A 12,525-nucleotide genomic window follows, 5' to 3' on the forward strand; every position below is an offset into this window, starting at 1 on the left:
GATGGATTTTTATCAACTGATTAAAACACGCCGGAGTGTCAGGAAATATGAGAGTAGACCTGTAGAAGAAGAAAAATTAATGCGGATATTAAATGCGGCCAGACTGGCTCCATCGGGCAAAAATGCTCAGGCCTGGAAATTTATTGTGGTTAAAGATCAGGAGTTAAAGGAGAAGATTGTTAAAGCAGCCAAAGGCCAGAAATTTTTAGCTGAAGCTGATTGTATCATTGTCTGCTGTGTCAATGAAGAGGAAGTTTATCAGGGCCATGGTAACTATATGACTTCTTTTGCAGTGGATGGGGCCATTGCTATGGACCATTTGATTCTGGCAGCCCATTATGAAGGTTTAGGAACCTGCTGGATTGGTGCATTTTTTGAAGATCAGATAAAAGAAATTCTCAATATTCCAGATCCATATCGGGTAGTAGCAATGACACCATTGGGTTATCCTGCTGGAGAGCAGAAAGATCGTGGTCGTAAACCTTTAGAGGAGATTATAGCTTTTGATGGGTGGAAATGGTGAGAGATTATTGGTCAAAAATTTTCCTTTCCCTACTTAAAAGGGGAGAGGTTCAGGCTGTTGAAAAAGGGGAGGCGCACATAACTTGCTCCCACAGAGGCTCAGAAAAACTAAATATAATTTCTTCTGCTACTGGACGCTCCGCCATCCTGGCTTTAGCCTTGACTTATACACTTCAGAAATTATGTTTAGTTTTTCTGACAGTGCACGGGCATGTCTCTAAAAAAGAGAGGTTTGCAACAAGCTCTACCTCTCCCCACTTAAAAGAGGAGAGGTTCTTAAAAAGGTAGCTTTCAGTTCAAGGATAGATTATAGTAAATAAAATGTAACGTAAAAGAGGGAGATAAAAATGAGTGCTAGACAGACAATTTTAGACTTTATGCGGGAAAAAGCATATAAACCTATGTCTGCAGAAGAATTGCTAAAGGTCTTTGAAATTCCGAAAAAAGAATCCAAAGCATTTTTAAAACTACTAAAACAGATGGAGAAAGATGGGGAGATTGTTAAGACCAGGGCCAACCTTTATGGGGTACCTGAACGGATGAATCTGGTAGTGGGGCGTTTATATGGACATCCACGGGGATATGGCTTTGTGATTCCTGATGATCCAGATATGGAGGATCTTTTTATTGGCCCTGAGGATTTAAATGGTGCTATGCATAATGACCGGGTTATTGCCAGAATTAATAAGCAGACCAGAGGGAAGCGAAAAGAAGGAGAGATAATCCGGATATTGAACAGAGCCAACAGGCGAATCGTAGGAAATTTTGAAAAGAGTAGGCATTTTGGTTTTGTGGTTCCCGATGATAAACGAATAACTAATGATGTTTTTGTTCCTAAAGAAGAATTTAATGGCGCAAAAGAAGGTCAAAAGGTGGTTGTTGAAATTACCCGCTGGCCTGAAAAACGGCGAAATCCTGAGGGAAGAATTGTTGAGATTTTAGGATATGTGGGTGATCCTGGAGTTGATATTGCTGGTATTATCCATCAGCTTGATCTTCCTCTGGACTTTCCAAAGGATGTTTTAAAAGAAGCTAATGCAATAAGTGAAGAAATTCCGGAAAGTGAGATCAAACGGCGGCAGGATTTAAGAAATCTCATTACCTTTACCATTGATGGTGAGGATGCAAAAGATTTTGATGATGCTGTATCTATTGAACAGCTGGATGAAAATACAGTCCGGTTGGGAGTACATATCGCTGATGTAACCCATTATGTTAAAGAGGGTTCGGCCCTGGATCAGGAAGCGTTAAAACGGGGAACCAGTATCTATCTGGTGGATAGGGTAATTCCCATGCTCCCTAAACGGCTCTCCAATGGAATTTGTTCATTGAATCCTTATGAAGATCGATTGACCATGACCTGTATGATGGATATTGACCTTAGGGATGGACGGGTTATAAAATATGATATTTTTGAAAGTGTGATTAGAAGTAGTGAAAGGTTGACCTATAATCAAGTCAATAAAATGTTAGTTGATAATGATCAAGAACTGAGGGAACGGTATAGCCGATTAGTACCCTATCTGGAATTGATGGAAAAACTCTGTCTGGTATTACGCAAAAGGCGGATGGAGCGGGGAAGTATTGATTTTAATTTTCCAGAAACCAAAGTGAAGTTAGACGAAAACGGCAAACCTATTGATATTATAAAAGTAGAGCGAGATATTGCTGAAAAGATTATTGAAGAGTTTATGATTAAAGCCAATGAAGTAGTAGCCGAAGATATGTATTGGCGGCAGGTTCCATTTATTTATCGTGTCCATGAGGAACCGGATCAGCAAAAATTAGCTGATTTTAACGAGTTTATTCATAATTTTGGTTACCATATTAAAGGAATTCAAAATGAAGTACACCCACGTCAACTCCAGGAGATTCTAAAAAAAGTTGAAGGAACTGTAGAAGAGCATATGATCAATACAGTACTTTTGCGGTCAATGAAGCAAGCCAAATATACCACAGTTCCTATTGGCCATTTTGGATTGGCTACCGAATATTATACCCATTTTACTTCACCTATCCGGCGTTATCCTGACCTGCAAATTCACAGGATTATTAAAGAGGTTTTAAAGAAGGGTTCACTTACAAATAAACGGATTCAGGAATTAGAGGAGTTATTACCTGAGGTTGCTGAACATTCATCCCTTCAAGAGCGAAAAGCTATGGATGCTGAACGGGATAGTATTGATCTAAAGAAAGTTGAATATATGTTGGATAAAATTGGTCACCAATTTGAAGGGATAATCAATGGTGTTGCTTCTTTTGGATTCTTTGTTGAACTCGAGAATTCTGTAGAAGGTATGGTACGGGTTAGCCGCATGACCGATGATTATTATCATTATCATGAAGATCAATATGCTTTAATTGGAGAACGGACGGGCAAAGTATATCGGTTAGGAGACCGGGTGAAAGTTGAAGTCTATCGGGTTAATTTAGAGGAACGTGAAATTGATCTGATTCTGGTATGAAATTCGGAAATAAACCATTAGAAGTCAGGGTTAGAGTTAAGTTATTATCTAACTTCTGACTTCTAACTTGACAGTAAGAATAAAATTGTTATAATAAAGAAAGTAAGTTTTTAGCTGTGGGAGGGTTAAGGGATGGCTGAGGATATTAAAGTTGTTGCTACAAATAGAAAAGCCCGTCATGATTTTCATATCATAGAAACCTATGAAGCCGGGATAAAGCTTCAAGGTACAGAGGTTAAGTCAGTCAGGTTAGGACGGGTTAATATAAAAGATAGTTTTGCCAAGATAGAAGACGGCGAGATCTTTCTTTATAATATGCACATTAGTCCTTATGAATTTGGCAATCGTTTTAATCATGACCCTGAACGGAAACGAAAGCTTTTAATGCATAAACATGAGATTCGTCGTCTTTATGGAAAAGTTAGAGAAAGAGGGTTTAGTCTGGTTCCATTACGTCTTTATTTTCGCCGTAATTGGTTGAAAGTTGAATTGGCTTTAGTCAAAGGTAAAAAGCTTTATGATAAACGTGAAGATATTGCTAAAAGAACCGCACAGCGCCAGATTGACCGGGCTTTAAGAGGACGGTATTAATTAAAATTTAATCTTGAAAGGTATTAAATTTTATGTTATAATAACAACTGTAATGTATGCCCTATAGTGTACACTATGGGGGTGATTTGGCTTCGCTCTGGTAGTGGATGTCGAAGAAGCGTGCCGAGGTCTCCAGTTCCTCGTAAAACACTGGAACTTAAAATTATCTGCAAACGATAACTACGCACTGGCTGCCTAAGAAGAGAACGGCAGTCTGCTCCTTCAACTCTTGTTAGCGGAGTTGAATGGAGTATCATAATCAGCTAACTACTCTATCACTGAAGCCTGTAGGTGATAGGGGAATCTTAACAGGCTAGGGGCTCATGGGCGTGTCTGTAGGCGAGTGGGTCCCGAAAGATGACTACAGACTACGCACGTAGAAACTTCGGCTGAAGCTGCTGGACACGCGGGTTCGACTCCCGCCACCTCCACCAAAATAGATATTTTTAAACGCACGGGTGTAGCTCAGCCTGGTAGAGCAGTGGACTCCAAATCCACGTGTCGCGGGTTCGAATCCTGCCACCCGTGCCATTTTTGTATTAAAAACTAAGCCTGTTAGCATTATCTAACAGGCTTGTTTTTGTACCTAAATCTTGAATTGGCCAATTTCTTTCATCATTTTTTCAGCTTGTTCTGCCAGTTTTTGGGCTATTACTGCAAGATGTTCTGCAGTTGATGCGCTCTCTTCACTGGCAGTGGAGATGCTATTGCTGGCTTTAAGAGTGGAGTTAGAGATTTCTGCAATACCTTTCAGGAGTGTTGTAAACTGATTTTGAATCTGGTGCAGTTCCTGTACTCTCTGATTAACGGATTGAATTTGGGTATTATATTCCTCAATAGCGGATTCGATTTGCTGAAAAGCTTCAGTGGTTTCATCAGCAAGTTGGCGCTGCCTATTGAGAATATTTTGTACTTTGACCATAACCTGTACTGCATCAACTGTACCTTGACGCAGTTGATTAACGATGTCAGTTATCTGTTGGGCCGAATTAGCAGATTGATAGGCCAGATTACGAATTTCTTCAGCTACAATCATAAAACCGCGACCATTTTCACCAGCTCTTGCCGCCTCAATGGCTGCATTCAGGGCCAGCAGATTGGTTTGATCAGCGATGGATTGAATGGTTTCAATAATTGTGTTAATTTCACTGGATTTTTTTTCTAGTGTTTGAACTGTGTTTAATACCTGGTTGGCAAAATTAGCGTTTCCGATTGAGGTGTTTTTAAGATGATTAATTTTTTTCATACCATTTTTGGTCAATTGTATTGTCTCTTTAGAAGTACTTTCCATCTTATGGGTATTATCCGAAACCTGGGTGATGATTTCCGTTAACTGATTGGCCTCTTCTACGGCTTGAGTAATTTTCTGATCCTGGGTTTTATAATTATTGGTGATTTCAATAATAGAACTTGAAATTTCTTCCATTGAAGCTGAGGTTTCTTCTGTGCTGGTAGAAATATTTTGAATGGATTCCAGAACAGAATTGCTGCTTTGATAAATCTGCTGTATAATTTTTTGTAGATTGTCGATCATTTGGTTTATGGTATTGGCCAGTAGACCAAATTCGTCCCGGGATTTGAGTTCAATTTTCTCTTTAAGATTTCCCATTGCCACCTGATTTAATTTATTGACAAGAAGTTTGATTTTTTTGATCATAGGATTAGTTAATAAAAGGCTGATAGTTACCGAAGAGACGACACTAATCAGTGTAAGGAGGAGCATAAAAGAGATTAGCTGACGCTGACGTACCAGGGTTTTAGTTGCATCAAAATCCAGAACCAGTAGCCCTGCTAACTCGTTACTCTTTGTATAGAGAGGCGTCAGGATAGTTAGCAAGGGTTGGCCCTCTTTATTACGGTATATTTTGTCAGTTATAACTGTTTCTCCTTGAAAAGCAGTATGAACCAGTGTACGGAGGTTTTCAGGATATGTAAAAGGGGTATCAATAGGTGATTTATAATCATTTTCTCCAAAAGCTATTTTTATTATACCGGAGTTTTGGTTTGCGGGACTAATGATATAAAGTTTGGATGCCCCAACTTGTTTACGAACAGTATTTAACGTATAATATAAGTTTTTATAGATAGATTTTCCTTCATCTCCTGCTTTTAGAAAGAAAACTTGATCAACATTGACGGCTCCTTTAGCAACCTGGATTGCGAATTGAGCATGGCGTTTTAAAAGGTTGACTTCATTTTTAGCTGAGGAGAAGTAGTTGGTTAAGCCAACAATAAGAGAGGATGTTAAACTAATAATTACAAAAATAATAAGTAATTTTACACGAAAACTAATAATTTTTTGTTTTTTTGAGTCCATTACTGCTATTCCTCCTTTTGTATGATTGAATACAATAATGTTCTATTTCGACATTACTTAACAATATTCCTACTTAAAATGAAGTAAAAGAAGCATTAATTATCGCTATGGCAAAAATCAGGTTTTATAGTTTATTGAAACAAAGACTGCGGGTATTATTATAAAGTGCAAGATTTTTAAAAGAAAGGGAAAGAATAAGGACATCAAAGTATTATGAAAGGATGATTTGATGTTCAGGTAAATTAATTTTGAATTAAGTAATTAAACTGTAAAAAGCTAATTTTGAGCGTTATAGAAATTTTTCATTTAACCATCTTAGTGAGATTGAGGGAGAAATAAAGCATCATCACAGGATGTGATGAGCTAATCAAGGGCCAGGAGGGCCCATTGATTAGTGTGCCTTATTTCGGCAGAAATCGAACTTTAGATGATTCGAAAAAGTTCTCTTGAAGCGAAAAATTAGCTTTTTGCAGTAAAATTGTGTATAAAAAACTCCAACTTGAATATAGAATTACTGGGGAATCAGGTTAAAATAAGCCTGTCTAAAGAACTAATCGAAGAGATTAATAAATGCGGTAATGCATTAGGAGTCAATTACATATTACCACGGGATGAAGAACGGCCTTCAAATATGAGATGGATGTTGGATTTATAATTATATTAAAATTAACTGAAACACATTAAATTTTATTAAAAAAAATTGCACAAAAAAGTTTATACAGGAATATAATAATAGTGTGCACAGATTTTCGACCTTCTGCATATGCTATAGCAAACCAAAGGCATTGAGGAGGTCGTTTTATTATGACAAAAGTTCAAAAAGGTAGAATTAAACATGTTTTTCCAGGTGGAAATACTTCAAAAGGATTTTATTCATTTTATGATTATATTATTCCACCAGATACAACTCGAATTTTTATTATAAAAGGCGGTCCGGGAGTAGGTAAATCTACATTTATGCGTAAGATTGGTGAAGCAATGTTAGAACGCGGTTATGACATTGAGTTTCACCACTGTTCTTCAGATAATGCATCTTTAGATGGGGTTGTTATTCCGGCTATTGGTGTTGCTTTGATTGATGGTACCGCACCACATATTGTAGATCCCAAAAACCCGGGTTGTGTTGATGAGATTATTCATCTGGGTGACTTCTGGGATGAAGAAGGGATGCGTTCTCATAAAAAAGATATCATTGAGGCTAATCAGGAAGTTAGTAGACTTTTTGAGAGAGCCTATCGCTTTTTGAAGGCAGCCCAGGTAGTATATGATGATTGGGAGAAGGCTAATCAGGAAGCTATGGATTATGGTAAAGCAAACAAGATTGCTGCTAATTTAATTGAAAAGGTTTTTACCCGGGATGTAAGTACGAGGATTGGTGAAGAAAGACACCTATTTGCCAGTGCCATTACTCCTGATGGAATGGTAAATTATCTGGAGACCATTGTTGGACCATGTAAAAAGCGCTATATTATCGAAGGACGGCCGGGTACCGGAAAATCTACTTTACTTAGAAAAATTGCTACTGCTGCAGTTGAGCGTGGGTATAAAGTGGAGATGTATCACTGTGCCCTGAATCCAGAGAAGATTGAGCATGTAGTTGTTCCTGAATTGAGTATTGCTTTTACTAAGTCTATAGAACCTCATCTCTATTCTCCTCAAAATGGGGATGAGAAGATTAACATGGATTATTGTCTCAATGCTGAGATTTTAGAGAAATATGAAAAATTGGTAGAGGAGAATGAGAAAATCTTTAATAAACTCTTCAATAGAGCCATTAAATTTATCAGTCAGGCCAAAAAAACCCATGATCATATGGAGACTTTCTACATTCCCAATATGGATTTTGATGCTATCTCTCGTCTCTGGGAGCATACTTTAGATCGGATTATAGGGTATGCAGAAGAGATTGATAAGAAAGTAGGTTAAAGGTTGATGATTAATCCTCCTGCAACATGCAGGAGGATTTTTATATGTGAAGCAAATGTTTCTTCATTTCAAAAGATTTATAAAATTACCCAAATTATTATATGATTTTACTGCAAAGAGCTAATTTTTCGAACTATCTAACGAAATAAGGCATACTAATCAATGGAGCCCTCCTACCCTTGATTAGCTTATCACCTGTTCATATGAGGTCATTCTTTAAGATGGTAAACGAAAAATTTCAATGGTGCTCAAAATTAGCTTTTTGCAGTTTAAACTTGTATATGAAGTATTGACTAAGTAGTTTTAAAAGAAGGAAGAAATTATCATTTGACGAAATTATAAAAAATGCCTGGTTTTTTTAGAGGAGTGAGAAAAAAGTGAAGCAAAAAAGGGTTATTGCTCTTGTTTCTGGTAGGGCCAATCTAGTTATTTACCTTAGACTTCCACCTTTGCAGGTGTCGAAATTATAACAATTTGATTGGTATAGACATGTTCAGAATTGAAAGATATCATTAATAATTTTACTGCAAAAAGCTAATTTTTCGCTTCAAAAGAAATTTTTCGAACCATCTAAAGTTCGATTTTGGTCGAAATACGGCACACTAGTCAATGGCCCTCCTGGCCCTTGATTAGCTCATCAATCTTCATATTAGACCTTATTTCGACCGAAATCTTACTAAGATGGTTTAACGGAAAATTTTTATGTTGCTCAAAATTAGTTTTTTGCAGCTTAATCATTAATTATATGTTGACGGTTGCAGAAGATAATCGAATTAGTGTCAGTGACCTACATAATGATAGTTTCTTTCAATATCAGGGCTTAATTGTAAATAACCCTTCCTTTGTTTTTATAAAAAGGAGTAGGGATTTATAAACAATTTGAGTTGAAAGGAGTTAATACTATGATTAAAGTCATTTATAATGGTCAAGTATATGCACCAACTTATTTAGGAAAAAAGGATATTCTTATTGTTGATGATAAAATTGCCCAAATTATGGATCAAATTCCTCCTCTTCCGGACTGGATGGAAGTGGAGGAGATTGATGCAGATGGGGCATTAGTTGTACCGGGATTTATTGATTCCCATGTTCATATTTGCGGTGGCGGTGGTGAGGGTGGATTTCACACCCGGACACCGGAGATTCAGTTGACAGATTTGACCACTGCTGGAGTAACTACAGTAGTTGGATGCCTGGGTACTGATGGTACAACCCGTAGTTTACCTGGACTTCTGGCAAAGGCCAGGGCTCTTGAAATAGAAGGAATTACAACATATATCTACACAGGTTCTTATGAGTTCCCCGTTCGTACAATTACTGATCGTCCGCGGGATGATATTATTCTCATTGACAAAGTAATTGGTATAGGAGAATTGGCTATTTCTGATCATCGTTCATCTCAGCCCCAGTTTAATGAACTATTGAAGATTGTATCTGAAGCAAGGGTTGGTGGGATTTTATCCGGTAAAGCCGGTATTGTCAATTTTCATTTGGGAGATGGGGAAGTAATGTTCAATGACCTGCTCAAGATAGCCAGAACTACTGAGATTCCTATCACTCAGTTTCTTCCTACCCATGTCAATCGAAACCAGAGAATTTTTAAGGAGGGAATTAAATATGCTAGAGAGGGGGGGTATCTAGATTTAACTACCAGCTCAGATCCGCGGTGGATAACTAATGATGAGGTTAAGGCAAGCACAGGGCTTAGGAAATATCTAGAGGCTGGAGTACCTGTAGAACAGATTACTTTTAGTTCTGATGGTCAGGGAAGTTTACCTGTCTTTAATGAGCATGGCCAGTTTGAAAGATTGGGTATTGGTAAAGTTAGTTCTCTTCATCGGGAATTTCGTGATGCAGTATTAGAAGATGGAGTAGAGTTAGAAGATGCATTGCGGGTAATCACTTCAAATCCAGCCAGGATTTTAAAATTGAAACAAAAAGGGTGTCTTGAACCGGGTAAAGATGCTGATCTGGTCATTTTAGATTCTGAGACATTAATGATTTTAAGTGTGATGGCAAAGGGTAAGATGATGATCCATAATAAAGAAATTCTTGTTAGAGGTACTTTTGAACTAACTCAAGGTAATTAGTAGATTGATGGAAGCTGATCGGGTAGGATATTTATATGAGAATTTAATATTCCAGAGAGATTGAAAGGAAAATGGGTTAAAGGTGGTAAACCTCCTGCAGGATGTGGGAGGTTTTTTAATATTTAGGAAATTATACGTTTCGCAGATTATAGATAACATTTGGTGTAGATAATTTATAAAAAACTGCAAAAAGTTAATTTTGAGCGATATAGAAATTTTTTGTTAAACCATCTTATTTCGACTGAAATCGAACTTTAGATGGTTCGAAAAATTTTTTTATTAAGCGAAAAATTAGCTTTTTGCAGTAAACTAAGGCAAATTCGAAGAGCAGGAAGAAAAAAGGAATGTTCAAAGATATGTAGAATGTATAAATTATAAAGATAAATTTTAAAAAATAGGAGGTAAAATTGATGGGTGATCCACGTATTGAAAAGTTGGCTGATATTCTGGTAAATTATTCTGTTGAAGTAAAAGAGGGGGAAAGGGTTCTGATTTCCGGTAGTATTCTGGCCAGGCCTTTAATTGAAGAGATTGTAAAAAAGGTTGCTCAGGCCGGTGCAGAACCTGTAACCCGCATTACTTTAGAAACAGCTGGTTATTTATTTATGAAGTATGGTTCGGAAGAGATTATCGGTAGAACCAATGAAGTTTTTCTGGATATGATTAAGAAATGTGATGCTTTAATAAGTATCAATGCGCCTGAGAATACTAAATATATGAGTACTATTGATCCAAAGCGGCTTTCACTACATCAGAAGGCTTTAATGCCGATTTCTGAATATGTAATGGGTGGCAATGTGCGTTGGGTTGGCTGTAACTTCCCGGTTCCAGCTCTGGCTCAGGAAGCGGAGATGTCTTTAGAGGAGTATGAAAATTTTGTTTATAGTGCTACAAATATTGACTGGGTTGAAAATTCAAAATATCAAGATAAAATTAAGGCTATTTTTGATGCTGGCAAAGAGGTACGAATTGTTGGCCCAGGTACAGATTTGACTTTTAGCATTGAAGGTAGAGAAGGTATCAAATGTGATGGTCGTAATAATATGCCTGACGGAGAAATTTTCTATGCACCTATTGAAAATTCTGCTAATGGTTATATTACTTATGACTTTCCTGCCATGCGGATGGGTAAAGAAGTTAGTGGTATCCGCTTAGAGTTCAAAGATGGTAAAGTTGTTAAAGCTTCTGCCACTAAAAATGAAGATTTTCTCTTATCTAGCTTGGATACTGATGAAGGCGCCAGATACATAGGTGAATTTGGAATTGGAGTCAACTACGGAATTCAGCGTTTTACTAAAGATATTCTCTTTGATGAAAAGATTGGTGGAACCATCCATCTGGCTTTGGGCCGGGCTTACCCTGAGTCTGGCGGTAAAAATGTTTCTGCAATCCATTGGGATATGATTAAAGACTTAAGGAAAGATGGAAAGATTATATTAGATGGTAAGGTTGTAGCTGAGAATGGTAAGTTTTTGATTGAAGATTAATCATAATTTTGGGTTTTTGAAGGAATAACTTCAAAAACCTTTTTTTAATGTTTAGGAAATTATAATTTATATATGATCTTACTGCAAAAAGCTAATTTTTCGTTTCAAGAGAAATTTTTCGAACCATCTAAAGTTCGATTTCAGTTGAAATAAGGCCTCATCATAATTGTAAGTAAAAGATATAATAATGGGGTGATAATAAGTACCTATAGATGTTTTTCGAAATCCCTAAAAAAATGCTAAGAAATTGAAGGAATTTTTTCTTTCATCGAGAAATTAAGTAATAACGAAAAGTGGCAAAAAATAGAAAGTTATTAGGAGGGGGAATATGGAACTACATATTAAGAAGAAAAAAGATACTTTAATCGTGCAGATTAAAGGAGAGCTGGATCTGCATACCGCTGATGATCTGCGCCAGGGAATTGATCAGTATTTACAAAAATATCCTTCTTTAAAAAATCTGATCCTGGATTTAAAAGGAATTGAGTTCATAGATAGTTCTGGATTGGGAGTTATTTTGGGTCGATATAAAACGATAAAACAGCGAGGTGGCAATTTAGCAGCTGTTGCAGTGAGTCCACGGGTAAGAAGGATTTTTGAACTTTCGGGAATGTTAAAAATCATTAGGATTTATGAAAATAAAGCTGAGGCTGAAACTGCTTTTGATCTTTTATGATTTAAAAAAGGGGGATATGGAGATGATTAAAAATAGAGCAAGAATAGAAATGTCCAGTATGAGTGAAAATATTGGTTTTGCACGGATAGCCGCCGCTACTTTTGCTGCTCAACTGAATTTTACTTTGGCGGAAATTGAGGAGATTAAAGTAGCTGTTTCTGAAGCTGTCTCTAATTGTATTATCCATGGATATGAGAACAGACCGGACGGAACTATTGTGTTAAATATGACTATTGAAGATGGAAAACTTAAGATTGAAGTTGAAGATTTTGGTGTTGGGATTGAAGATATTGAAGCTGCTATGCAGCCTTCTTTTACTACCAGTGAAGAGCGTATGGGGTTGGGGCTTGTCTTTATAAATTCGTTTATGAATGAAATGGAGATTATTTCAACACCCGGTGAGGGAACACTGGTTCGAATGGTCAAAATACCGGAAAAAAGTGAATAAGTG

The 12,525-nt window shown here is 37.0% G+C and carries 10 protein-coding genes, 1 tRNA gene and 1 other RNA gene; 11 read left to right on the forward strand and 1 reads right to left on the reverse strand.

Annotated features, from left to right (window positions below):
* The first annotated feature begins 1 nt into the window (after nucleotide 1).
* The 6 genes from BBF96_RS02050 (at nucleotide 2) to BBF96_RS02075 (ending at nucleotide 4,109) form a co-directional block, all read left to right on the forward strand.
* Nucleotides 2–523 (forward strand): nitroreductase family protein, encoded by a 522-nt coding sequence (locus BBF96_RS02050; protein WP_127015619.1) that lies wholly within the window; start codon nucleotides 2–4, stop codon nucleotides 521–523.
* Complete coding sequence (locus tag BBF96_RS02055) at nucleotides 520–810, forward strand: hypothetical protein (RefSeq protein ID WP_127015620.1); 291 nt, start codon at nucleotides 520–522, stop codon at nucleotides 808–810. The genes BBF96_RS02050 and BBF96_RS02055 overlap by 4 nt, the downstream gene beginning before the upstream one ends.
* A 59-nt stretch (nucleotides 811–869) precedes the next feature.
* A complete protein-coding gene (gene rnr / locus BBF96_RS02060; RefSeq protein WP_127015621.1) occupies nucleotides 870–2,987 on the forward strand; it encodes a ribonuclease R in 2,118 nt (705 codons plus the stop codon).
* A 132-nt stretch (nucleotides 2,988–3,119) separates the two neighbouring features.
* Nucleotides 3,120–3,578 (forward strand): SsrA-binding protein SmpB, encoded by a 459-nt coding sequence (smpB, locus tag BBF96_RS02065; protein WP_127015622.1) that lies wholly within the window; start codon nucleotides 3,120–3,122, stop codon nucleotides 3,576–3,578.
* A 77-nt stretch (nucleotides 3,579–3,655) separates the two neighbouring features.
* Nucleotides 3,656–4,012, forward strand: a transfer-messenger RNA (tmRNA) gene (ssrA, locus tag BBF96_RS02070).
* A 20-nt stretch (nucleotides 4,013–4,032) separates the two neighbouring features.
* Nucleotides 4,033–4,109: transfer RNA gene (locus BBF96_RS02075), tRNA-Trp, on the forward strand.
* Between the two features lie 55 nt (nucleotides 4,110–4,164).
* On the opposite strand, the gene BBF96_RS02080 is transcribed toward BBF96_RS02075, so the two are convergent.
* A complete protein-coding gene (locus tag BBF96_RS02080) occupies nucleotides 4,165–5,895 on the reverse strand; it encodes a methyl-accepting chemotaxis protein (protein ID WP_127015623.1) in 1,731 nt (576 codons plus the stop codon).
* 804 nt (nucleotides 5,896–6,699) lie between these two features.
* Between BBF96_RS02080 and BBF96_RS02085 the strand changes: the two genes are divergently transcribed.
* From BBF96_RS02085 to spoIIAB, 5 genes are all read left to right on the forward strand, one after another.
* Nucleotides 6,700–7,821: a PRK06851 family protein gene (locus BBF96_RS02085; RefSeq protein ID WP_127015624.1), complete on the forward strand. Its 1,122-nt coding sequence runs from the start codon at nucleotides 6,700–6,702 to the stop codon at nucleotides 7,819–7,821.
* Between the two features lie 902 nt (nucleotides 7,822–8,723).
* A complete protein-coding gene (iadA, locus tag BBF96_RS02090; protein ID WP_127015625.1) occupies nucleotides 8,724–9,911 on the forward strand; it encodes a beta-aspartyl-peptidase in 1,188 nt (395 codons plus the stop codon).
* Between the two features lie 410 nt (nucleotides 9,912–10,321).
* A complete protein-coding gene (locus tag BBF96_RS02095; protein ID WP_127015626.1) occupies nucleotides 10,322–11,398 on the forward strand; it encodes an aminopeptidase in 1,077 nt (358 codons plus the stop codon).
* A 328-nt stretch (nucleotides 11,399–11,726) separates the two neighbouring features.
* Nucleotides 11,727–12,074, forward strand: a complete 348-nt coding sequence (gene spoIIAA, locus BBF96_RS02100) for an anti-sigma F factor antagonist (protein ID WP_127015627.1) — start codon at nucleotides 11,727–11,729, stop codon at nucleotides 12,072–12,074.
* 22 nt (nucleotides 12,075–12,096) lie between these two features.
* On the forward strand, nucleotides 12,097–12,522 hold the full coding sequence (spoIIAB, locus tag BBF96_RS02105; RefSeq protein WP_205665687.1) for an anti-sigma F factor: 426 nt from the start codon (nucleotides 12,097–12,099) through the stop codon (nucleotides 12,520–12,522).
* Nucleotides 12,523–12,525 lie beyond the last annotated feature (3 nt).

The sequence above is a fragment of the Anoxybacter fermentans genome (assembly GCF_003991135.1).
Taxonomy (GTDB): domain Bacteria; phylum Bacillota; class Halanaerobiia; order DY22613; family DY22613; genus Anoxybacter; species Anoxybacter fermentans.

Coding starts and splice junctions, on each gene's coding strand:
- BBF96_RS02050 (WP_127015619.1), top strand. CDS start 2: ATGGATTTTTATCAACTGATTAAAACACGCCGGAGTGTCAGGAAATAT.
- rnr (WP_127015621.1), top strand. CDS start 870: ATGAGTGCTAGACAGACAATTTTAGACTTTATGCGGGAAAAAGCATAT.
- smpB (WP_127015622.1), top strand. CDS start 3,120: ATGGCTGAGGATATTAAAGTTGTTGCTACAAATAGAAAAGCCCGTCAT.
- BBF96_RS02080 (WP_127015623.1), bottom strand. CDS start 5,895: ATGGACTCAAAAAAACAAAAAATTATTAGTTTTCGTGTAAAATTACTT.
- BBF96_RS02085 (WP_127015624.1), top strand. CDS start 6,700: ATGACAAAAGTTCAAAAAGGTAGAATTAAACATGTTTTTCCAGGTGGA.
- iadA (WP_127015625.1), top strand. CDS start 8,724: ATGATTAAAGTCATTTATAATGGTCAAGTATATGCACCAACTTATTTA.
- BBF96_RS02095 (WP_127015626.1), top strand. CDS start 10,322: ATGGGTGATCCACGTATTGAAAAGTTGGCTGATATTCTGGTAAATTAT.
- spoIIAA (WP_127015627.1), top strand. CDS start 11,727: ATGGAACTACATATTAAGAAGAAAAAAGATACTTTAATCGTGCAGATT.
- spoIIAB (WP_205665687.1), top strand. CDS start 12,097: ATGATTAAAAATAGAGCAAGAATAGAAATGTCCAGTATGAGTGAAAAT.